Origin of the sequence: Amycolatopsis keratiniphila (assembly GCF_000400635.2) — a bacterium.
In the GTDB taxonomy this organism is placed as follows: Bacteria; Actinomycetota; Actinomycetes; order Mycobacteriales; family Pseudonocardiaceae; genus Amycolatopsis; species Amycolatopsis keratiniphila.
In genome coordinates this window covers 3501127-3523086 of the sequence record NC_021252.1, presented here as the reverse complement: position 1 = coordinate 3523086, position 21960 = coordinate 3501127, and the positions used below count along the sequence as shown (strand labels likewise).

At 69.3% G+C, this 21960-nt stretch carries 19 protein-coding genes; 4 read left to right on the top strand and 15 right to left on the bottom strand.

Annotated features, from left to right (window positions below; translation table 11 throughout):
• Window positions 1-2 precede the first annotated feature (2 nt).
• The 12 genes from AORI_RS57220 to AORI_RS57160 are packed head-to-tail and all read right to left on the bottom strand — an operon-like array spanning window position 3 to window position 11434.
• Window positions 3-542: a phage tail protein gene (locus AORI_RS57220; protein ID WP_043848068.1), complete on the bottom strand. Its 540-nt coding sequence runs from the start codon at window positions 540-542 to the stop codon at window positions 3-5.
• A complete protein-coding gene (locus AORI_RS57215) occupies window positions 539-2500 on the bottom strand; it encodes a putative baseplate assembly protein (protein ID WP_016333599.1) in 1962 nt (653 codons plus the stop codon). Before AORI_RS57215 ends, AORI_RS57220 begins: the two co-directional genes overlap by 4 nt.
• The gene (locus AORI_RS57210; protein WP_016333598.1) at window positions 2500-2910 is read right to left on the bottom strand and encodes a GPW/gp25 family protein; all 411 of its coding nucleotides are present in this window, start codon (window positions 2908-2910) and stop codon (window positions 2500-2502) included. Before AORI_RS57210 ends, AORI_RS57215 begins: the two co-directional genes overlap by 1 nt.
• Before the next feature lies 1 nt (window position 2911).
• Window positions 2912-3193, bottom strand: a complete 282-nt coding sequence (locus AORI_RS57205) for a PAAR domain-containing protein (protein ID WP_016333597.1) — start codon at window positions 3191-3193, stop codon at window positions 2912-2914.
• A gap of 12 nt (window positions 3194-3205) precedes the next feature.
• Window positions 3206-5026 carry a VgrG-related protein gene (locus AORI_RS57200; protein WP_016333596.1) on the bottom strand — a complete coding sequence of 607 codons (1821 nt, stop codon included), beginning with the start codon at window positions 5024-5026 and terminating at the stop codon, window positions 3206-3208.
• Window positions 5019-5783 carry a CIS tube protein gene (locus tag AORI_RS57195; protein WP_016333595.1) on the bottom strand — a complete coding sequence of 255 codons (765 nt, stop codon included), beginning with the start codon at window positions 5781-5783 and terminating at the stop codon, window positions 5019-5021. The genes AORI_RS57200 and AORI_RS57195 overlap by 8 nt, the downstream gene beginning before the upstream one ends.
• Before the next feature lie 2 nt (window positions 5784-5785).
• Complete coding sequence (locus tag AORI_RS57190) at window positions 5786-6232, bottom strand: phage tail protein (RefSeq protein WP_016333594.1); 447 nt, start codon at window positions 6230-6232, stop codon at window positions 5786-5788.
• An 11-nt stretch (window positions 6233-6243) separates the two neighbouring features.
• On the bottom strand, window positions 6244-8826 hold the full coding sequence (locus AORI_RS83350) for a hypothetical protein (protein ID WP_016333593.1): 2583 nt from the start codon (window positions 8824-8826) through the stop codon (window positions 6244-6246).
• 7 nt (window positions 8827-8833) lie between these two features.
• Window positions 8834-8992 (bottom strand): DUF6760 family protein, encoded by a 159-nt coding sequence (locus AORI_RS83890; protein ID WP_016333592.1) that lies wholly within the window; start codon window positions 8990-8992, stop codon window positions 8834-8836.
• Entirely contained in the window at window positions 8989-9429 is a 441-nt protein-coding gene (locus AORI_RS57170) for a hypothetical protein (protein ID WP_016333591.1), read from the bottom strand. Before AORI_RS57170 ends, AORI_RS83890 begins: the two co-directional genes overlap by 4 nt.
• A gap of 4 nt (window positions 9430-9433) precedes the next feature.
• Window positions 9434-9877 carry a phage tail protein gene (locus tag AORI_RS57165; RefSeq protein ID WP_016333590.1) on the bottom strand — a complete coding sequence of 148 codons (444 nt, stop codon included), beginning with the start codon at window positions 9875-9877 and terminating at the stop codon, window positions 9434-9436.
• Window positions 9878-9892: 15 nt separating this feature from the next.
• Window positions 9893-11434: a phage tail sheath family protein gene (locus AORI_RS57160; protein WP_016333589.1), complete on the bottom strand. Its 1542-nt coding sequence runs from the start codon at window positions 11432-11434 to the stop codon at window positions 9893-9895.
• A 189-nt stretch (window positions 11435-11623) separates the two neighbouring features.
• On the opposite strand from AORI_RS57160, the gene AORI_RS57155 reads away from it, so the two are divergent.
• Both AORI_RS57155 and AORI_RS57150 read left to right on the top strand, forming a co-directional pair.
• Window positions 11624-14716, top strand: a complete 3093-nt coding sequence (locus tag AORI_RS57155; protein ID WP_016333588.1) for a toxin C-terminal domain-containing protein — start codon at window positions 11624-11626, stop codon at window positions 14714-14716.
• On the top strand, window positions 14716-15225 hold the full coding sequence (locus AORI_RS57150; protein ID WP_016333587.1) for a hypothetical protein: 510 nt from the start codon (window positions 14716-14718) through the stop codon (window positions 15223-15225). Before AORI_RS57155 ends, AORI_RS57150 begins: the two co-directional genes overlap by 1 nt.
• 22 nt (window positions 15226-15247) lie before the next feature.
• On the opposite strand, the gene AORI_RS57145 is transcribed toward AORI_RS57150, so the two are convergent.
• The 3 genes from AORI_RS57145 to AORI_RS57135 all read right to left on the bottom strand — a co-directional run bounded on the left by AORI_RS57145 (window position 15248) and on the right by AORI_RS57135 (window position 18742).
• The gene (locus tag AORI_RS57145) at window positions 15248-15985 is read right to left on the bottom strand and encodes an eCIS core domain-containing protein (protein WP_016333586.1); all 738 of its coding nucleotides are present in this window, start codon (window positions 15983-15985) and stop codon (window positions 15248-15250) included.
• Between the two features lie 112 nt (window positions 15986-16097).
• A complete protein-coding gene (locus tag AORI_RS57140) occupies window positions 16098-18086 on the bottom strand; it encodes an ATP-binding protein (RefSeq protein WP_016333585.1) in 1989 nt (662 codons plus the stop codon).
• On the bottom strand, window positions 18083-18742 hold the full coding sequence (locus tag AORI_RS57135) for a Pvc16 family protein (protein WP_016333584.1): 660 nt from the start codon (window positions 18740-18742) through the stop codon (window positions 18083-18085). The genes AORI_RS57140 and AORI_RS57135 overlap by 4 nt, the downstream gene beginning before the upstream one ends.
• 137 nt (window positions 18743-18879) lie before the next feature.
• Between AORI_RS57135 and AORI_RS57130 the strand changes: the two genes are divergently transcribed.
• Window positions 18880-19437, top strand: a complete 558-nt coding sequence (locus AORI_RS57130; RefSeq protein ID WP_046199784.1) for a hypothetical protein — start codon at window positions 18880-18882, stop codon at window positions 19435-19437.
• 578 nt (window positions 19438-20015) lie between these two features.
• On the top strand, window positions 20016-21956 hold the full coding sequence (locus AORI_RS57125; protein WP_016333581.1) for an NPCBM/NEW2 domain-containing protein: 1941 nt from the start codon (window positions 20016-20018) through the stop codon (window positions 21954-21956).
• Window positions 21957-21960 lie beyond the last annotated feature (4 nt).

Here is a 21960-nt window from a genome sequence, read left to right as displayed (position 1 = left end):
CGCTACCCCTCCACCACTTCCACCGTGACGCGCACGTGGGCGGGCACCGCGTCCACGACCGTCGCCGTCAGCCGCCGTTCGTCGATCCGGCTCCGATCGGGCACCCGCACACGCACGTGGACCCACGGCGGCCCCGGATCCGGGAGCGGCGCTCCGGGCTCCGGCGACGCCACGACACCGCCGCTGTCGGTCACCTCGACCGCGCCACCGGTCAGCAGCCGCACGTGCTCGGCGAGCCCGCGCTGCGTGCCGCGCCACCGATGCAGTTCGACCGACCGGGTCACGAGTTCGCGCAGCCGGACCGGGCTCCAGCCTTCGTCGACGCGCAGCGCCACCCAATGCGCCAGCCAGCCGACGAAATCCTCCGGTGCCAGCTTCGGGTCGAGGTAACCGGAAAAGTTGTCCAGCGTCGCGAAAACCGGTGCGAGCACTTCGTCGAGCGCACCGGTGAAGCCCTGGACGAACCGGTCCTCGGCGTAGACCGAGGGCAGTTGCTCGCCGATCGGATGCGGGCTCGGCAGCCCGGGCACGGCCGCTCTCATCGGTCACTCTCCCGGACCCGGACCTGATGCCCGAACGAGAACGCGAGCGCGTGGGGCGGCAGGTCGAGCCGGTCCACCTGCTCGCCGCGTTCCCGCGTGACCGGGTTCGCCGCGAACAGGCGCACGTCCTCCACCATCTCGACCCCGGGAAGCCGTTGCAGCACGGCGAAGACCTCGCCGGACTGCACCGGCCGCCCGAACGGCCAGCCGTCGCCGTCCGGCCCGCCGGTGAGCGGGTTGAAGTACTCGTAGAGCGCCTGCGTCGCCCGCGGGCCGAGGGCGCCGGGGCTGGTCCGGCGGCGCGATCGCAGCCGGGCGACGACCGTGACCCCGTGGTAGAACGGCGCTTCCACGGAAACGAGGGCGCCGACACAGCGACGTTCGTCCAGATACCGCTCGATCCTGGTCCGCATCCCGGGGTCGAGCATCAACGTCGCGAACTTCAGCTCGCCCGTGTCGGGGACCGCTGGCACGACGAGGACGCGGATCGCGCCGGTCTCGCGGCCGTCGGCGCCGTGCGCGGGCACACAGCGCACCCTCGCCGCCTCGGGTGCCGCTTCACGGGCGAGCTGTTCGTAGTCCTCGGCGGTGACGGCGCGGTCGCGGGTGCGCAGCAGCAGCGGACCGCGGACCGCCGCGTCCCGCACCGACTCGCCGTCCACCCCGCCGGTCGCCGGCCGCCGGTTCACCACGCTGCTGACGAACGGGATCGGATCCCGTTGCACCTCCAGCACTTCACGGGCGACGTTCCCGCGCCGGCCGCCACCGGCCCGGTACGACGGCACCCGGATCGCGGCGGCCTTGGCCGGAACGGCGCCGTAGTACCGGACGCCGCCCTCGGGCTGGCGCACGGCGGGGCCGAACGCGATCTCAGCGGCGACCCGGTCGAGCTGGACGTGCCGGTCGTCCGGGCCCGATTCGGCGAACGAGGACACCTCGGTCCATTCCTGCCAGCCGTCGGGACCGGACACCTCCACGATCAGCTCCTCCCCGCCGGCGACCACCGGACGCCTGCCGAGCGGGAACCGCTGTCCGGGCAGACCGTCGGAGGTGCCGACGATCTCGCCGTGCACGACCTCGGCGTGCACCGCGCCGACCGTGCCGCCGATGGTCGACGCCTCGACCGAGCGCAGCCGCGGCGACCGCTGGAAGAACGGCTGGTTCTGCTTCGGTTCCGTCAAGCGGCAACGGATCCAGCCCGCGTGCCGCCCGCCGAGCACCGACGCCGTATGCCCCGGCGGTACGTGCAGCACGACGTCGCCGGGCCGGTTGAACGCGCCGGTGCTGTCCCGGTCGATCTCGCCGGCGGCCCAGCCGCGCCCGTCCCAGGCCTCCCACACCCACGGCGGGTCGTGCGGATCGACGCCCTGTCCCTCGACCTCGCAGTCCATCCGCAGCAGCACCGCGCAGCCCGGTACGGCGTCCGACAGTCCGAAGTAGACGGCGTCGCCGGGCGCGGGGTTTTCGGCGAAGCACGCGGGTTCGCCGCCGACCAGCAGCCCGTCGGTGCGGTCGACCGGCGGCACACCGGGGTCCGCGTCACCGGTCGCCAGGCCGGTGAGCGAGCACGGCACGATCGTCAGCGTGCGCTCCACCGTGAACACGACGGGATCCTCGACCTCGTCGCGTACGCTCGCGACCTGTTTCCCCGCGGACACGACCACCGGGACGTCACGTGCCGCGGAAAGCCAGAACGTCACGTCGGTGCGCGCGGCGGTCGGCGCGAACAACCGCACGCCGATGAGGTCGAGGAACCGCAGGTAGTGCAGGTCCGGCACCCGGTTGAGCCGGTAGAGCACCTGGTCGACCATCTGCGCGAAGGTCTCGATCAACGTCACGCCGGGGTCGGAGACGTTGTGATCCGTCCATTCCGGACAGTTGCGCTGGACGAGGTACTTGGCTTCGTCGACCAGGTCCTGGAAGCGTCGGTCGTCGAGGTTGGGCATGGGCAGCGACATCACGCACCGTCCTCAGTGGACTCGTGCGGCGGGATGACGTAGAACGGGAACACCAGGTTGCGCGGGTCATTGGTCCCGCGCAGGTGGTATTTGATGTCGATCAACAACGTTCCGCGTTCGGCCTCGGAGAACCCGACCACGACGTCGGTGAGCGTGATCCGCGGCTCCCACCGCTCCAGCGCGGTGCGCACCTCGTAGGCGATCTGCCCGGCGGTGGCCGAATCCGCGGGCGCGAACACGAGATCGTGCACCGCGCAGCCGAACTCGGGGCGCATCGGCCGCTCGCCGGGGGCGGTGGCCAGGATCAGCCGGATACTCTCGACGACCTCGCGCTCCCCGCCGACCAGGGCGATCGACCCCGTCGCGTCGGTGCGCACCGGGAAAGCCAGTCCCCTGCCGAGGAAATCCATGTCATCCTCCGATCAGGACGGTCGGGCAGCCGAGGACGATCGGCGCGCCACAGGCGGCCAGGTCGCCCATGCGGGCCGCGGGCAGGCCGCCGATCAGCACCGTCGGGCAGCCCGGCGGCACGATCGGCGTCGGCGGATGCACCGCGGGCGGCGGGAACGAGCAGGTGTGCGGCGTGCCGACGGTGGCGGCGGGCACCCCGCCGATGAGCACGGTCGGCACACCGGGCCCGACGATGACGCCCGGATGCCCGGTCGGGTCGCCGACCCTCGCGGCTGGTGGCATGCCCACTCCCCCTCAGTTGATCTTGACCACGCCGCCGCGCACGGTCACGACACCGCTCGCGCTCAGCTCCGCCTGGCCCTGTCCCTTGACCGAAACCGTCGCGCCTTCGACGGTCACACCCGCCGTGCCCGAAAGCTTCAGGCTGCTGCGCGCTTCGACGGTCGCCTCGGTCGCCGACTGCACGGACACCTTCTGTCCCTTGAGCTCCAGCGGACCGCTGCCCGCGTCGATGCTCACCCCGTTCCGCGCCTTCACCGCGACGCCCTTGCCGCTGGTCACCTCGATCATCTGGTTCTTCTGGTCGAGCTTGACCACGAGCTTCCCGTCCCCGGACGCGACGACGATGCCGTCCTGTTCGGCGAACTCGAGCTTGTGCCCCTTGCGGGAGACGAAACCCCGCACGGCGATCTCGCCGCTGTTGCCGTCGATCGGCGACGCGGTGAACTTCGGCACCGCGTCTACGCCGTTATACAACCCGCCGAGCACATACGGCGCCTCGAAATCGCCTTGCTCGAAGCCGACGAGCACTTCGTCGCCGACCTCGGACATCACCATCGCGCCCCGCCCGTTCCCGGCACCGGGCTGCACCGTGCGCGCCCAGTTGCTGGTGAAGTTCTGATCCAGCCAGGGAAAGGTCAGCTTGACCCGGCCGAGCCCGGCGGGATCCTTGGCGTCGCTGACCACCGCGGGCACCACTCCTGGCCACGCCGACGTCCTGGAGCCACCGGCGACCAGCCCGTAGAGGGACCGTTCCTGCCTGCCGGAGACGGCGAACTCGGTGGTGTAGCCGACTTCCGCGTTGAACAGATGCCGGGTGCTCGTGAGCGTGTACTTGCCGGCGAACGGTTTACCGACGCCGGTCAGCGTCACCGCCGCGCCCGCCCGGAGCTTCGGGTTGCCCTTGGCGACCCCGTCGAGTTCGGTGCAGGCGCCGCCGAGCCGTTCGGACAGCGCGACCGCCGCCGCCTTGGTCTCGGCCTGGGTCCGCCGCGGCGTATCCGCCGAGACGTACTTGGGGCTGGAGAACTTTTTCGCGAGCGAGACCGGGTCGACGCCTTCGACCTCGGTTCCCGCGTTCTTCGGCTTCTCGGTGGCCGACAGGGGCTGCTTCCTGGTGATGTCCCAGCCGCGGGCCTCGACCTCGGGCACCTGCTCGGCCGCGGTGACACTGGCGCGCAGGCTGACCAGCGTCCGGTGTGCCTCCAGCACCAGCGGATCGGTGTTGGCCTTCGCGGTGGTGGCGGGTGCGGCCGAAGGCTTCTCCGCGAGGCGGAAGTTCAGCGCGCCGTCGCGCACGACGATCTGGGCGCCGACCGACTCCGCCAGCCGGGACAGGAAATCCCAGTCGCTGACGTTGTCCTGGCTGAACTGGGTATGCGGACGGCCGCCGACCCCGGGGACCGGATCGATCTTGCCGACCTTCAGCCCGGCGCGCTGCGTCACCTTGGTGACGACGTCCGCGAGGCTCATCCCCGGATAGACCGCGACCCGGCGGCCACGGAACAGCCGGTGCGCGTGGTCGTAGCCGCGGACTTCGGTGAAGGTGCCGATCCGGTCGAGGTCGATCGCGACCGCGGTGACCTCGCCGGAAAGCAGTTCCTGCGGCGCTTCGGGATCGGAGGTCTGCACCTTCAGCTTGATCGGCGCGCCCACGGTGAACTTCCCCTTGTCCAGCACCACGTGCCCGGAGTCGCGGAACCGCAGGACGAACATGTCCGGCAGGTTCCGGCTGTCGTCGACGTAGGCGTAGGAGAGCAGCGTCTTCACGTCGTCGGGCAGCGGGCCCCCGGCGACCTCGACGATGAGGTTGTTCGCGAAACTCTCGTTAGCCATCGAGTTCCTCCAGCGCCGGCACGAGCAACCGGGTGCCGGGCCGCAGCCGCATCGGGTCGTCGATGTCGTTGGCGTCGGCGATCTCGCGCCACTTCCCCGCGTCGCCGTAGGCACGGAACGCCACCGCCTGCAGGGAATCACCGGCGACGAACACGTGGGTGTCCCGTGCCGCCAGCGCACCCGAGGTCGGGTTCTGCCCGCTCAGCTCGCCGGCGATCTCCTCCAGGTTCACCGTGCAGACCGCGCGCACCGGGGTACCCGACGGCGTGAACAGCGTGTACTTCGCGGTCACACTGGCGACGTACGCGGGGAAGCCGGTCATGCCGCCCCATTTGAAGATCACCCACGGCGGCGAACCCTTGCCGTGCTGCCGGCTTTCCTCCGTGGCGACACAGCAGGTGAAGAGCTGCTCGACCTTCTTGACGACGGCGTCGTCCATCTTGTCGGTGGCGTCGAGGAACATCTCCAGCGCGAGCTTGCACGGGTCAGAGCCCTTGAACTCCGGCGGTCCGCTTTTCTTCGCGTTGCGCTGCGGGTCGCGGGCCCATTTGGCGTTCTTGGTGAGCGAGAGTTCCTTGGGGTTGAACTGGAACTTGATCTCGAACAGCTTCGTGCCGGGCTGCCCGGTGCCGCCGGACTGCGGGGGTTTGCGGACTTCCAGCAGCGCGCGCTGGAGGTTGTTCGGCGCGGGTTCGCCGGAGCCGTACGCCGCGGGCGGCTGGGATCCGGCGGAGGTGAACGTGACGGGTGAGGACATGGCTAGCCCTTCTTCGCCGGGCTGAGAAAGCCGTGGTGGGCCAGTTCGAGCGTCTCGGTGGCGACCTTCGGCGAGTCGGGCGAAAGCTGCGGCCCGCTCCACCGCACGGGGACGACACCCTCCAGCGACCAGCTGGCGATCACGGTGCCGTCGAGGGTGCGCGCTTCGATCGTCGCGGTCTTGCGCTCGATGCCGCCTGCCATACCGGCGAACCACTTCGTGATCTGCGAGCTGGCTTCGGTGACCGGGCGGGACAGCTTGATGTTGGAGTACTTGATCCGCGTCGGGAGCTGCCAGACCATCCCGTTGTTGCCGCCCTCCTCCCGCTGCTCCATGACGAACTCGCAGCCCAGCCCATCGCAACTGCTGAACGCGCCGAGGTTGCCGAGGTTCTTGTCGTCGAGCTTCACGACGTAACAAACGGCGACGGCTTCTTCCGCGTCCGGCATCGGCTTCTCCTTCAGTACGGGCGATCGGTGAGCGCGCCACGGCGCTCACGGTCGAGACGGAGTTCGGTCTTCAGCCGCCGCAGCAGCGGGTCGAAAAGCTTCTTGACGAGTTCCTCGGTCTCCGGCTGCGCCGCCGGTGCCGCCTGTGCCGTCGCGGGCCCCTGCGCCGCGGGTGGCGGTGCGACGGGCTCCGGCGGTGGTGGAGTTTCCGGCTCGCGCTGGACGACCGGGGTTTCGGGCTGTCGCGGCACGACGACGGACGGCAGGTTGAGCACGAGGCCATTGCCGTCAGCGGCGGCCTCGGTGGACATAGTGCGCTGTAAGGCGCGCGGAATGTCCACTGTGGATCGAGGTTCGGGGTTTCTCGCTACGGGAAGCGTTGTCGCCGGCGGAGGGGATTTCCGTTGAACGACCGCCTTGGCCGGTCCCGTCTCTGGCACGAACGGGCTCGGCTCGTGGACGCGCTGGATCGGCGGTGCCGCTCCGCGATCGCTCACCAAGGCGGTCAGGGTCGGACGCCGGCTCACCGCCGCGGCCGTGCCGTCGACGACTCGTGCCACCGGCAGTGGTGACGTCGGGATCACCGGTGCCGGTGGCGCGCTCGCCGAGCCGCCCGGCGTTCCGGGCGGCTCTGGGGTTTCCGTTGTCCCGGAACGGATTCGTGGTGGTCCGGGTGGGTGGAAGGTGGTGCCGGGTGACGAGGTGACCGTCGGCAGGCTGGGTGGCGGTTCGACCGCGCGGGAGACCGGGATCGGCGTGTTCTCGAGGGTTGCCACCGGCTCGCGTGGTGATTCGTCGCGCAGGCGCTGCACCGGACGCCGACCCGATGGCGGCTCATCCCGCAGGCGCTGTACCGGCCTTTGAACCGGTGTCGGCCCGCCTGGTGATTCATCCCGCGAGCGCTGCACGGACGCCGGTTTCCCTGGCGGCTCATCCCGCAGGGTTCGCTGAACCGACGACGGCTCCCCCGGCGACTCGACCCGCGGACGCTGCACCGACCCCGACTCCACTCGCGACTCATCCCCCGAGCGCTGCACCAGCCCCAGAATCGACGGCGGCTCATCCCGAAGCCGTTGCACGGGTCGCTGAACCAACCCCGACCCCCGCGGCGACTCATCCCCCAAAGCTCGCTGAACCAACGCCGGCTCCCCCGGCGACTCGACCCGCGGACGCTGCACCGACCCCGACTCCACCGGCGACTCGTCCCCCGAGCGCTGCACCAACCCCAGAACCGACGGCGGCTCATCCCGAAGCCGTTGCACGGGTCGCTGAACCAACGCCGGCTCCCCCGGCGACTCATCCCCCAAAGTTCGCTGAACCGACGACGACTCCCCCGCCGACTCGACCCGCAGACGCTGCACCGACCCCGACTCCACTCGCGACTCATCCCCCGAGCGCTGCACCAACCCCAGAACCGACGACGACTTCCCCGGCGACTCATCCCGCGGACGCTGCACCGACCCCGACTCCACCGGGGATTCATCCCGCAGCCGCTGCACCGGCTTCCGAACCGGATCCCCGGCCTGCGGCACATCCCGACGTTCCGGCGACGGAAGCTCCCGAGCCGATTCGACGACCGAACGCTGGACGGCCGCCGGATTGGAGGTCCGGGACCCGGACGGCGGCGCCTCGGCCGGCACCGGATCGGCCGGCACGGTGGGCAGCACCGAAGTCTCGACGTCACCCGCCAGCGGCGCCTTCACCTCGGCGATGTCATCTTCGAATACCGCCGGCGTCTCGGCCTGGACCGGGTCCGGCAGGATCGGCGCGCCGAGCCCGAGCCGCCGTGGGGCCGCCTCGACCTGTTCCGTCCGCTGGACGACCGGTAGCGAAGGCTCACCCGGCCGCGGGGTCGCCACCTCCGCGGGGAGCGGGACCGGCACGGTCGGAACGCCGACCACCTCGGGCTCCGGCGCCATCGGGCTGGGACGAGGGTCATGCTCGGAAGCAGGCTCCGGCATCTGGAGCGGAGCACCCGGAGTCTCCGACCGGACCGCCTGGACCGTCCGCACCGGCGGGCGCGCCGAGACCACCGACGGACCGGCGGAGGTCAACGGCATCGGCGGCCGGTCGGCGTCACGCGACGCCGCCGCGACGGACGGCAGCACGAGCACGGCCGTCGGCTCCACCGCGGCCGTCGGCTCGAAAGCCCGCGCCGGTTCGTCCGGCAGCGGCTCGTCGTGCGCCGCAGCGGACACCGGTGCCTCCGGTTCGGGGACAACGCTGACCGGGATCTCCGGCTCGGCGGCACGCTGCACCGACGTTCCCCAAAGACGTGACAGCACGCCACGTTTGCGGGCAGATCGCTGCACCACGGGCAGGTCCGGCGGGGGCACCGGTGCCCGCGCGAGCCCGTCGATGACCCCCGAGGGCTCCGCCGGGCCGACCCGGTGGCCCAGCGGCTCCAGGTAGGCCGGGCTCCGCCACGACGTCAGCGAGGAACTGAACCGCTGCACCGGATTGATCAACGGATGCTCGGCGACGACGCGCTGGATCGGCGGCAGGCTTCGCCATTCGGCACGGGTCACCGGCAGCGTGGCCGGCGACGGCGTTTCCGGGGGCGTGCCCGGCTCCTTCCTGCGCCACGTCCACATCGAAGCGTCACCGTCCCTCGCTCATCCGAGTGTTGATCCGGGCGATCTCGGCGACGTAGGTCAACCGGTCGTGGTGTTCGAGGTCGAGGATGTCGTCGAGCGACCAGTGCAGGTGATAGGCGACGTACGCGACTTCCTCGTGCAGCCGTCCGGCCGCGTACGTCACGATTCCCCCAGGCGGCCACCGGCGACGTCGACGACGAACTCGTGGCCGCACTCCGGGCAGCCGACACCCGCCCGCGTATGGCCTTCGCTGTTGATCCGCCGGTACATGTCCTGCAGGAACGCCAGATCCGAAGCGAACAGGTTCTCGATGACCCCGGCGTGCACATCGGTGACGTCGCCGATCCGGGTGATCACCCTGGCCAGCAGCACCACCGTGAGGAAGGCCGAGTTCTCGCGGACCCGGTCGTCCCGCAGCGGGACGAGCTCGTCCCGCGCGGTCGCCAGCCGCATCACGCCGGAGTGGTGCACGTTTCCCGCGTCGTCGACGTAGCCGCGCGGGAGTTCGAACGCGAACTCGGTCCGCAGCTTCGGCCGCGCCTGTGCTTCCGGCACGACAGGAGCTTCTTCGGCCGGCGCCGACGCCATCACCCTGCGCATGGGCTCACTCGACTTCCATCTGCTCGTAGGTGACCACGAGCTTTTCGGTGAGCACACTGGTGTCGCCCGCCTTCAGCGAACCGATCTCCAGGCTCTTCGGCCACGCGTTGGTGAGCTTGTAGCGCTTGAGCGCGGTGCCTTCGTAGTCGTAGACGATGATCGCCCCGCCTTTACGGGCGGAACCCATCTTGCCGAAGTGCGCGTCCTTGACCCACTTCTCGAAGCTGCTGTCGTCGGTCAGGCCACGGGTCAGCGTCACCTCCCCTGCCTTCGGGCGGCCGGGGAGCTTCTTGATGACGTACTTGCCGTCCACGGTGTTCTGCTTGAGCTCGATGACGTCCTGCTCCATCTTCAGTCCGGAGACCTCGGAGATCTGCTTGATCTGGACGCCATCGATTTCGAGCCCGAAGGAGTGGCCGACGGCCTTGTCAAGATCGGGAAGTGCCATTTCGGAGCCCTTTCACTATTCGTTGACCAGGCTGGTGCCGCCGGACATCTGGGCCAGCCGGAAGATCACGAACTCCGCCGGTTTGACCGGCGCGATGCCCACTTCGCAGATCACCTGGCCGAGGTCGATCCCCTCGGCCGGGTTGGTCTCCCGGTCGCATTTCACGAAGAAGGCCTCGTCGGGAGTGAGGCCGAACAGCGCGCCCTTGCGCCACTCCATCACCAGGAAGGCGCTGATCGTGCGCCGGATGCGGGCCCACAGCGCGTCGTCGTTCGGCTCGAACACGACCCACTGGGTGCCGTTGAGGATCGATTCCTCGAGATAGTTGAACAGTCGCCGCACGTTGAGGTAGCGCCACGCCGGGTCGCTCGACAACGTGCGCGCTCCCCAGATCCGGATCCCCTTGCCCGCGAAGGAGCGGACGCAGTTCACGCCGATCGGATTGAGCAGTTCCTGCTCCGCCTTGGTCAGATGCGTTTCGAGCGCCAGCACGCCGCGGACGACCTCGTTCGCCGGTGCCTTGTGGACACCGCGGGTCGCGTCGGTCCGCGCCCACACGCCCGCCATGTACCCGCTCGGCGGCACGTAGGTGTTGGTCCCGCTGGCGGCGTCGAGCACCTGCACCCACGGGTAGTACAACGCCGCGTACTTCGAGTCGTACCCGGCCTGGTCCATCCGCCAGGAGCGGACCTCCTGCGGGTTGAGCCCGGGCGGCGGGTCGACGATCGCCATCCGGTCGCCCATCAGCTCGCAGTGCGCGATCATCGCCAGCTGCACGGCCTTGACCCCGTCGAGGTCGATCAGGTCGCGCTGGTGGGCGGCCATCAGATCCGGCACCGCGACCATGGTGATCTCGTCGATCGCCTCCAGGCCACCGAAACCGGTGCGGTCGGCGACGTCGCCGACGTAGTCGTCGGCGGCGATGCGACGCGGGACGGGCGGCGGCTGCGGCGCCTCGGTGAGCACCGCGGTGCCACGGTCCGGCTTCGCCACCGCGCCACCGGTCGCGAGCTCTTCGATCGTGATGAAGCTGGACTTCTCGCGCACCAGCGTGACGACGTTCTCCTTGGTGCGCTTGGTGGTCACGTTGTGGGTCTCGACGACCTTGCCGTCCTTCTTGACGAGCACGGTGAACCGGTCGTCGCCGGGGTTCTCGCCGGTCGGTTCGGCGACCTCGACGGTGAGCTCTCCTGGCTGTCCACCACTACTGAGCTCTTTCGCGACGAACCGGTAGCCACCGAGCACGGCCTGGCGTGTCGCCGCCTTCGGCGTCTCACCGTTCTCCTGCCCCCGCGGACCGCCGATGCGGACGATGTAGCAGTTGGCGCCGCCGTTGAGGAAGTAGCCGTAGACCGACTGGGCCAGATAGCAGCCTTCGACGAAGTCGCCGAAGGTCTGGGTGAACTGGGTCCAGTTGGACACCAGGGTGGGCGTGTTGAAGGGTCCGTCCGCCGCGAAACCGACGAAGGCGGCGACGGCGGTGCCCACACCCTCGATCGGCCGGGCGCCGGCCTCGATCTCCTCGACGTACACACCCGGCGTGAGATAGGTGGGCATGCGTGCCTCCCCTTTTCGGCGCACTCGCTGACATCGGCGATGCTCCTGTGTGGGCGTTCGCGGCGAAACGACCAAGCGGCTAGGTCCGCGGGAACCAATCTCTGCCCGAAAAGGCAACTGCCCGTCCGGGCAGTGGTGCCCGCCCCTCCGGCTGTTGGCAACCGGCCCGGCGAAGCCGAAAGTGGAGGCATGCCGGCGGGCCGGGACAAGGCGACACAGGCCCCGGGCGCGCAACCCGCGCGGCCGGTGAAGCCCGCGCGCCGTGCCACCCCGCCCGCGCTGCTGCGGTTGCAGGCCGCCGCGGGCAACGCGGCGGTGACCCGCCTCGTCGGTTTGCAGCGCAGCAGCTGTCCCGCTCCCCCGGTCTCGCCCACCGGCGCGCCACCCGCGTCGGACCCGAAGTTCGGTTCGCTCAAGAAGGACGTCAGCGGGCAGGCGAAGGCGGCCAAGGCGCATCCCCCGGCGTCCGCGGAGGTCAAGAAGGCGCAGGACGCCGCGGTCGCGCCCGCCGACGACAAGGAAGCCCAAGCCAAGGCGGCGCAGGCCGACAAGATGGCCGCCGCCAAACCCGCGGGGTTCGACAAGGCCGCCTTCGTCGCCGCGGTGAACGCCGCCGTCGCCAAACAGGCGCCGAAGAATCTCGACGAGGCCGACAAGTTCGCCTCGTCCGGCAAGGCGGACCAGATCAAATCCGAAGTGATGGGCAAGGTCACCAGCGGCAAGGATGCTTCCGCCAAGGACGTCACCGATCGCACCAAGGAAGCGCCGGACACCAGCAGGGCCACGGAAAAGCCGGTGAAACCACTACCGGAAACCCCACCTCCGCCCGCGTTGTCCCCGCCGGACCCCCGCAAGGCCACCCCGGACAAGGCGCCGCCCGCCCAAACCGACCTTCGTGCCGACCAATGCGAAACCCACGGCAAGATGGCCGAGGCAGGAGTCACCGACCAGCAGCTGGCGCAGTCCAACGAGCCCGAATTCACCGGCGCGCTCGCGGCGAAACAGGAAGGCGAACAGCACACGGCGTCGGCGCCCGCGGCGGTCCGCGAGTCGGAGGCCGGCCGACTGGCCGCCGTCACCGGTGCGGCGCAGGCGTCCGGGCAGGCCGCGATGGCGGGGATGACCGGCGCGCGGTCGTCGTCCGGGCAACGCGGACAGGCGGCGAAGTCGGCCACGAAGGCCAAGGACGAGCAGGACCGGGCGCGGATCACCGCGGAGATCAAAGCGATCTTCGAGGAGACGAAGACGAAGGTCGAGGGGGTCCTCGGCGCGCTCGACGACCAGGTGGCCAAACGGTTCGAGACCGGCGAAGCGGCGGCGAAGGCCGCGTTCACCGCCGACCACCAGGCCCGGATGAAGAAGTACAAGGACGAACGCTACGACGGCGTCACCGGCGCGGCCCGCTGGACTTACGACCTGTTCGCCGGCCTGCCCGCCGAGGCGAACAACCTCTTCCTCGAGGCCAAGAAGGTCTACGAGTCGAAGATGCAGGGCGTCATCGGCGAGATCGCCGATTTCGTCGGGCAGCAGCTGACCGAAGCGAAACGGCTGATCGCCGAAGGCCGCGAGCGTGTGCGACAAAAGGTCGACTCGCAGTCCCCCGCCCTGCGCAAGATCGCGGGCGAGGCCGCCAAGGAGTTCGGCAGCCAGTTCGACGAGCTCGAGAACTCCGTCGACGAGAAACAACAGTCGCTGGTCGAGGATCTGGCACAGAAGTACAGCGAGGCCCGCAACGCCGTCGACGAGGAGATCAAGGCGCTGCAGGCGGAGAACAAAGGCCTGTGGGACAAGGCGAAGGAGGCGATCGGCGGCGCGATCGACACGATCCTCAAGCTGAAGGACATGCTGCTGAGCGTGCTGGCGCGGGCGGCGAACGCGGTCGGCCTGATCATCGCCAAACCGATCGAGTTCCTCGGCAACCTGGTCAACGCGGTCAAGACCGGCGTCGTGAACTTCGGCGCGAACATCGTGCAGCACCTCAAGGACGGCTTGAAGGCGTGGCTGCTCGGAAACCTGGCCGGCGCGGGTATCGAGATCCCGGAGACGCTGGACGCCAAGGGCATCCTGAAGATGATCATGTCGCTCCTCGGCCTCACCTGGGCGAGTGTCCGCGCGCGGATTCTCCGCTTCATCCCGGAACCCGTGCTCGCCAAGCTGGAGCAGACGTTCGAGGTGGTCAAGATCCTGATCACCGAAGGTGTGCCGGGGCTCTGGCGCTGGGTGGTCGAGAAACTGGGCGACCTCAAGGAACTGGTGCTGGGCCAGATCAAGGAATTCGTGATCGAGAAGATCGTCAAGGCGGGGATCACCTGGATCATCTCGATGCTCAACCCGGCGGCCGCGTTCATCAAGGCCTGCAAGGCGATCTACGACATCGTCATGTTCTTCGTCGACAAGGCCGCCCAGATCAAGGAGTTCGTCTCGTCGGTGCTGGACTCGGTCGAGTCGATCGCCCGGGGCGGCGCGGGCGCGGTGGCCGGGCTGATCGAGCGCACGCTGGCGAAGGCGCTGCCGATGGTGCTCGGGTTCCTGGCGAGCCTGCTCGGGCTGGGCGGGATCTCGGAGAAGATCAAGTCGATCCTGGAGAAGGTCCAGGCCCCGGTCGGCAAGGTGATCGACACGGTGGTCGGGACGATCGTCAAGGCAGGGAAGAAGATCTGGTCGAAGCTGAAGGGCAAGAAGGAGGACAAACCTCGACCCACGAGCACTCCTGTGGTCAAGACCCTTTCCATGCGCGGCCACAGCCACACTGTCACCTTCAAGCCCGACGCCGCAGTCACCATGGCGAGCAGCGAAGGCGGTCTCGTCGCCAAGGTGCTCGCCCGCCAGAGCGCCATCAAGAACGACGACCCCAAACCGGTCGCGGAACTGGCAGCACTCCAGGACATCCTCGACAAGGCTCGCCGAAGCCAGGAGCTGTTCCGAAAGAAAGGCGTCGACGACCCTGGCTTCAGCCGATCATGCGAAGAGGTCATCGTCGCGATCTCCAGCTACGGCCAGAACTTCAACAAGGAGGACATCGATCCCAAACCGAAATCGGAGGACGAAAAGGGGCGCTGGGAGCACTGGGATTCCATGGCCAAAGCACTCGGCTTCCAGACGACCAACTACAAGTCACACGGCGCCCCTGTCTACCGCCAAGGCAGCAACCGGTATATTACGCCTGACGTCGACTCCCACATCGGAGGGGTATGGAAGATGGCCACCAGCGTGATCAACCTCGGCTCGAAACGGACTCGCATGGGAACCTACGACGCAAATCTGAAGAAAATCGGCGACTGATGCCGGACCATCAATGGCGGATCACGAAGTATGACCCCGCGCTGCGCTCCGATTCCGGAAGATTCACAGGGAAAACTTGGACGAGCGTCTGGGACATCGGGACGCCTTTCGACGGCAAGCTCACCGTCGAAGAGTACCTGCGAGTCGAATCAGCTTATTCCAAGAGCGCCGCTTCTTTTGCGGTCGAAAGCAGCGCCTTCCAGGTCTCGATCTCCGATTTCGAGATTTCCACCTCAAACCAGGCCGAACTAACCGCACTGGGCCTGCCCGAGATTCCATGGAAACCCCCGGAAGAGGGTTCTGTAATCCCTGTGAACCGAATTCAGGACCTTGTCCGAATCGCACTTCGCGAGATCGCCTGGTTCAAGATCCAGACACACTCGTTCTTCATTCACTTCGGACACGATTTCTACATGTACATCGGCAGCGACACGGCGTGCGACAGCTCCCGAGATCTGGCCCGGCTCCACGGACTCTTCGTCGAGGACTTCAGGTCGCCGTATTCGTAGCAGATGACCGCCAGTCCGGGCGCTAGGCCTCTTCTTCGCCCTCTTCCTCACGCTGCACGTACGTCTGCGCCATCTTCTCCTCTTCGCCTTCTTCGGCCTCAGGAGCTTCCTCGCGCTGAACGGCGGCAGAATCCTCGGCGGCGTGCCCACCGTCCTCACAACGCTGAACGGCAGAGGCAGGCGCGGGAGCCGACATCAGCCGGTCCGCGTTCGCGACGGCCTCGCGCTCGAACCGATCCGAGGGATCCGAAACCTTCACGCCGCCACCGGCGTCCGTGCCCTCGACCGGGCCATTGCGCTGCTGGACGACATGCGTCAGCTCGTGCGCGAGCATATGCTTGCCCGAATCCGAACCGGGGTCGTACTTGTCCCGCTGGAACACGATGTTCGAACCCACCGTGTAGGCCTGCGCGTTGACGGATTTCGCCGAATCGTGCGCGGCGCCGTCGGTGTGCACCCGGACGTCGCCGAAGTCGTGGCCGAAGCGGCCCTCCATGTCCGCACGCGTCACGGCGTCCAACGGCGCGCCGCCGCCTGAGCCGACGACGTCGTGCACCGGCGAACGTTCTTCTTCGACCAGGGTGTTCACGCCCGCGTTTCCCACGGCACGCTGCAGGTCCAGCAGGCCGGCGGGGCCGAGGACGTCGGTGCGCCCGGCCGCGGCGGCGCGGCCCAGCAGGCCGCCCTCGTCCCGCTCTATCCGGTCGCCCTTCGGCCGCAGGCTCGGTTCAAGGTCGTTGTCGTGACTGTGCCCGCGCATGGTCCGCTCCCTCGGTCGCTACGCCGCCCGTCCAGCTTGCGCCGTCGCCGCGCCGCGCGCCAGGCTGCGATGCGCGGCCGGAAGGGCGGCATCCGCTGCCCGAACGGGCAGGTCAGCCCTCCGTCACCAGCGCCAGGTACGGCCCGAACTCGCGGTCCAGGCAGAGTCTGCCCAGCTTGCGGTACTCCCGAGCGACCGCGCCGACCAGATCCGTCATCGCCACCGGACGGCCTGCCTCCGCGGCCAGATACGCACCGGTCACCGCGGCCGAGCGGATGTGCCCGCCCGCCAGCTCGAAGGCCTCGGCGAGGAACCCGAGGTCCAGGTCGTCGGCGCGGGGCATCCGGGTGCCGAGGCAGCGGTCCCACAGCTGACGCCGCAGCTCGACGTCCGGCAACGGGAAGTCCACGATCACGTCCAGCCGCCGGGTGAAGGCCTCATCGAGGTTCGCTCGCAGGTTGGTCGCCAGCACGGCGATGCCGTCGAAGGTTTCCATCCGCTGCAGCAGGTAGGCGCTCTCGATGTTCGCGTACCGGTCGTGCGCGTCCCGCACCTCGGACCGTTTGCCGAAGATCGCGTCCGCCTCGTCGAACAGCAGCACGCCGTTGACGCCGGCGGCCTCGGTGAAGATCCGTTCCAGGTTCTTCTCCGTCTCACCGACGTACTTGTCGACCACCGTCGCCAGGTTCACGGTGTAGAGATCCAGCCCCAGCGAGGCGGCGATGACCTCGGCGGACATCGTCTTCCCCGTCCCCGAATCCCCGGCGAAGAGCCCCGTCACGCCCCGGCCGCGGCCGCCGCCCGGCCGCATCCGCCACTCGTCGAGCACCCGGTCCCGGTAGCGTGCCCGCGCGGCCAGTTCGTCCAAAAGGGACAGTACGCCCGCGGGCAGCACGAGGTCGCTCCAGCCGACCACGGGTTCGATCCGACGGGCGAGCCGCTGCAGACCGGCCGCGTTCTGGCTCCGCGCGCCCGCGCGCAGGTGGGACGTCCGTACCGGCCCGCCATCGGCGAGCGCCGTCACCGACGCCGCCTTCGCCGCGCGGGCGATCTGCCCCGGTCCCAGCACGAAATGCGCGGTCGCCTCCCCCGGATCGACATCCGGCGCGAGCACGCCGCCGAGATGGCTGCGCCAAAGATCCACCCGGCTCGCCGCGGGCAGGGGGAAAGCGTCCAGCTGCAACGGCGGGGTCGCGCTCCATCGGGGATCCCAGGCCCCGGTGCCGTGCACGACGAACGGGACCGCCGGATGAGCGAGCGTCTCCAGGCGCGGCGACTCGTCGACCGGGCCCAGCACCAGCCCCGCACCGCGCAGCAACGCCTCCCGCACCAGCGAGCCGGTGAGCTCGCCGTGCCGGGACTCCGCCTGCCATCGTGCCGCGTCGACCACCAGCGCGGGGAAGCCCGCCTCGGTCAGCGCCGCGACACCGAGTTCCTCGGCGCCGCCGCCGGGATGCTCCCTCAGATAGACCAGACCGACCCGTCCTCGGATCGCCCGGGCGAGCCGATCGGCACCGGCCACGTCGGTGAACTTCGTGCCGAGGCGTGCGCACCCGGCGAGTTCCGGGGCGAGCCGGTCGTCGCCCAGCAGGTGGTTCACCACCCGGTCGGGCACCCGGAGCGTGCGTGACAGGAAGGGGCGTTCCTCCTCTTCCATGGTGAGCAGGCCGCAGGTGATCAGCGGAGCGTCGGCGTCGAGGCGCGCCCGGCCGGTGGCCGACGCCTCCGGGACGCCGCAGAGGCGCAAGGCCAAACCCGCCGTCGCCCGCCGACGGGTCACGTCGTCGTTGAGGTAGCCGTAGAACTGCTCGAACCGGCTGTCGAGGTCGGGTGCGAGCGCGACGAGCAGCAGTTCGACGTCGACACCGGTGAGTCCCGCACGCTCCGCCAGCGGGTGCAGGCGGCCGCCCGGCACGGAGTCCGTGAACGGCGGGAACGGCTCGCGGTGGCCCTCCAGCAGCGCGTCGATCGTCTCGTTCGACAGGTACAGCCCGCGGAAGGGGTCGTCGGGGTTCGGGTCGGCGGCCCGGCGGCTCTCGACCGCGTCCCGGATCCGCTGTTCGAGCCGCGCCAGCCGCTCGAACAGGTACTCCAGGCTCATCGGGACTTCCGATGGGTACGCGCCATCGCGACCCGGCGCTGTCCTTCGACCGCCCCGCTCTCCGCCACATGGTGCCCGATCAGCCGGTCGTCGCCGGTGTCGAGTTTCAGGCCTTCCTCCGGCGGCCGTTCGGCGGTGTACACCCGTCCACTGTGGACCGGCGCGGAGATGACGACGTCCAGCGACGGTTTCAGCTCGCCGCCCAAGGCGGTCCAGACGTCGGCGAAGGCGCGGTCCTCGGGCGGCGGCAGCGCGACCGTCATCGGCACCGGCAGGCCCATCTCGGCCAGCGACCCGGTGAGCGCCGATTCCGGGACGGCGTCGTGGGCGAGCAGGCCGAGCAACAGGTCGGACAGCACGCGATGCTCGTCTTCCGGACGCTGCGTCCACGCGGTGACCAGATAGGACAGCTTGATGTGCCGGGGCGGAAGGTGTCGCGCCGAGACCTTGCCGAGCTGGTCGTACTCGTTGAGCAGGCCCCGGGAGCGGCGTCGAAGATCCTCGCGTACGTCGTAGAGATAGACGTTCACCGTCGGGGCGTTGCGCCTCGCCGCCCACTCCTTGTTGGGCGCGTCGAACGCGACCTCGATCTCGCTGCCGCGCCGGGTCTCGCCTCGTACCAGCCGCCGCAGCGCCTCGTCGACCTCATGGATCACCGCGGACCTCCTCGGACGGGCGGTCCTCCCACGATGATCGCGGCGGCGCCGGGCGGCCACCCGCGCAGCGGCAGACCTTCGGGTACGCCGGACTGCCCATACGGGCAACGGGGCCATCGTCGGTTACGCTGCCGGTCGTGCCCCAACAGACATGGTCACCCGCTCCAGGGACACCCGTAATCGAGTACCGGTCCAGTCGCTGGTTGTTCATCGGCGGACTGGCCATGCTGGTCTTCTTCGGATTGGCCGCCATCTTCCCGGAAGCCGGGGGCTCCTCGTCGTCGCGCAGGATCAAGATGCCCGAGGAACCCGCGGCCTTCATCTTCGGCATGCTCGCGGTGGGCGGTCTGCTGACGGCGATCGGCTCGGTCCCCCACATGATTCGCTTCGCGGCCGACGAACGTGGTCTGTGGTGGCGAGCCGGTCGCAAATCCGACCTGATCGAATGGGACGAGGTGCGTGCGGTGCGCGGCCAGGAACCGCGCCCGCGGCCCCAGGGCGACCCGAACGCGAAGGTCATCGTGTCGGCTCTGGTGTTCACCACCAAGGACCCGTACTTCGAAAGCCGCCACGCGAAACTGTTCACGCGCCCGTCGACTCCCGGTCCCGAAGTGGAACTGAGACTGCCGAACAGCACCATCATGCGGGAGCTGACCCAGGAGATCGCGAGAGTCCGGCCGGACCTGGTCACCTAGCGTCGCAAGTCCGAATCGTCACTCGCGGCCCGGTTCGAGGGTTGCCGAACTCGGACCCCGCAGGGCGGCCATGTCGTCGGCGTTCCAGCCGTACAGCACATGGGGACCGCGCAACCGCTCTTGCGCACCACCTCACCGAACGGGCACGGACAGCCGCTGCCGACCATCACCGCTCGTCGAAGACCACCGAATCGACGCGGCACCGGTCGAGATAGTTCGACGGCGGAAACTCCGAGGTTCCGATGACGTCGTTCCCGCGCGAAACAGATCTTCAGGCTCGCGTCGATCCGGTCGAGCACCAGCGCCAGGATCGGCGGATGCGTTTCCGCGGGCACTGCCGATCTTCCCCTTGACATCCACTGTGGACAGTGCGGCGTGCTGAACGCGACGCGGCAGATCGGCGCGGTGCTCCTCGGCGCGGTCTGCGGTCTGACGGCCGAACGCAGGCGGCCACCGGCGCCGGAAAGCACGACGGAACAGCTCTCCGTGCTGGCGCACCAGGGCAAAAAACCCCTCTTGACCAGGGCCGCGAGGCGCGACGATGCTGGGAGTCTTGTCTGCTTTTCCGGAGGGGAACAATGCGACGACTCTTCGTACTTCTCTGCGCCCTTTTCCTGCTCGCGACGGCCGTTCCCGCGGCGGCCGATACGCCGCCCGATCCGGTTCCCGGCGAGAGACCCCCGCTGGGGATCACCTGGGCGACCGGGGATCCCTACTGCGTCTACCAATGGGGCGAGAACGCCGTGAAGGCCGCGGCGGACCAGCTGGTCAGCTCGGGGCTGCGTGACGCCGGATACGAATACGTCATGCTCGGCGACTGCTGGCAGGCGGCCCAGCGCGACGCCGACGGCAAGCTCACCGCCCGCGCCGGTTTCCCGTCGGGCATCCCGGCACTGGTGGACTACGTGCACTCTCGTGGGCTCAAGATCGGTTTCTACAGCGGCACGGGCGCGACGACCTGCAGCCGCCAAGCGGCGGGCTCGCTCGACCGCGAAGACCTCGACGCCCAGACCTTCGCCGACTGGGGAGCGGACTACCTGCGCTACGACACCTGTTACAGCGTCAACGGCGACGCTCCCGCGCGGGTCAAGAAAATGGCGGACGCGCTCAAGCGCACCGGCCGTCCGATCACCCTCGAAATCGACGACTACGACCGCGAGCAGAAGCCATGGCTGTGGGCGCGGGCGGCGGGCGCACAGGTCTGGCGCACCTACAAGAACTCGACCAACAACTTCGGCTACTCGGCGAACAGTCTCGACAAGCAGTACGGGCTCGACGGCTACCAGGGACCGGGCGGCTGGAACATGCCGGGCCCGTTCACCTTCAGCTACCTCGACACCGCCGAGCGCCAGGCCAAACTCGGGCTGTGGGCGGTGCTCAACGCGCCGCTGGTCGCCGATATGGCGCTGTCGGCCGACACCACGCTCCCGGCCGCCGAGATGAGCAACCGCGACATCATCGCCGTCCAGCAGGACTGGGCGGGCGTCGCCGGGCGCAAGGTCCGCGACACCGGCTGGACCGAGGTGTGGGCTAAACCGATGTCCGACGGCTCGGCCGTCCTGGTGCTGTTCAACCGCGGCGAACTGGCCGCGCCGATCACCACTTCCGTCGCCGACGCCGGACTCCCGGCCGCGTCCGGATATCGCGTGCGCGACCTGTGGACGGGCGACGAGACCGTGACGACCGGCGCGCTCGGCGGCACCGTCGGACGGCACGCCGCCACCGTGCTGCGGGTGTGGCCGACGAACGTGGCCGCCGCACCGCGGACGTCGCTGACCGTCGACCTGCCCGACTCCGTGCCGCCGTCCCAGCCGGTGACCACCACGGTCAGGTTCACCAACTCCGGCTCGACCCCGGTCACCGGAGCCCACCTGCGCCTGACCGCGCCCGCGCAATGGCAGTTCGAGGGCCCCGCCGAAGCGACCACCGGGACCGTCGAACCGGGCGCCACCTGGGAGACCGCGGTGACGCTGCGCCCGGTTTCGACCGCCACCGAGCCGTTCAAGATGCCCGCCACGGTGACGTACACGACCGCGCACGGCTCGCGGACCGCGACCGCCTCGGCCGAGTCGCCGCTGATGCTCACGCCGAATCCGCCGTACAGCAACGGATTGCTGAGCACCCAACCGTGGATCTCCACGGAGAACGGCCTCGGACCGGTGGAGCGGGACAGCGTCGACAACGGCCACCCGTTCACGATCAACGGCAAGGTCGAAACGCGCGGCGGACTGGGCGCGCACGCCCCGTCGGTCGTGCGGTACTACCTCGGCGGCAAGTGCAAGCAGTTCACCGCGACCGTGGGGATCGACGACCGCGGACCGAACGGGACACTCGGGTTCCGGGTGCTCGGGGACGGCGTCGAACTGGAGGCCACGGGGAACATGCGGCACGGGGACGCCGCGCAGCGTCTGGTCGTGCCGCTGACGGGCGTGCAGGTGCTCGCGCTCGCCGTGGACGACGCCGGCGACGGTTCCGCCGATGACTGGGGTGACTGGGTGATGCCGTACATCAGCTGCTGACCGC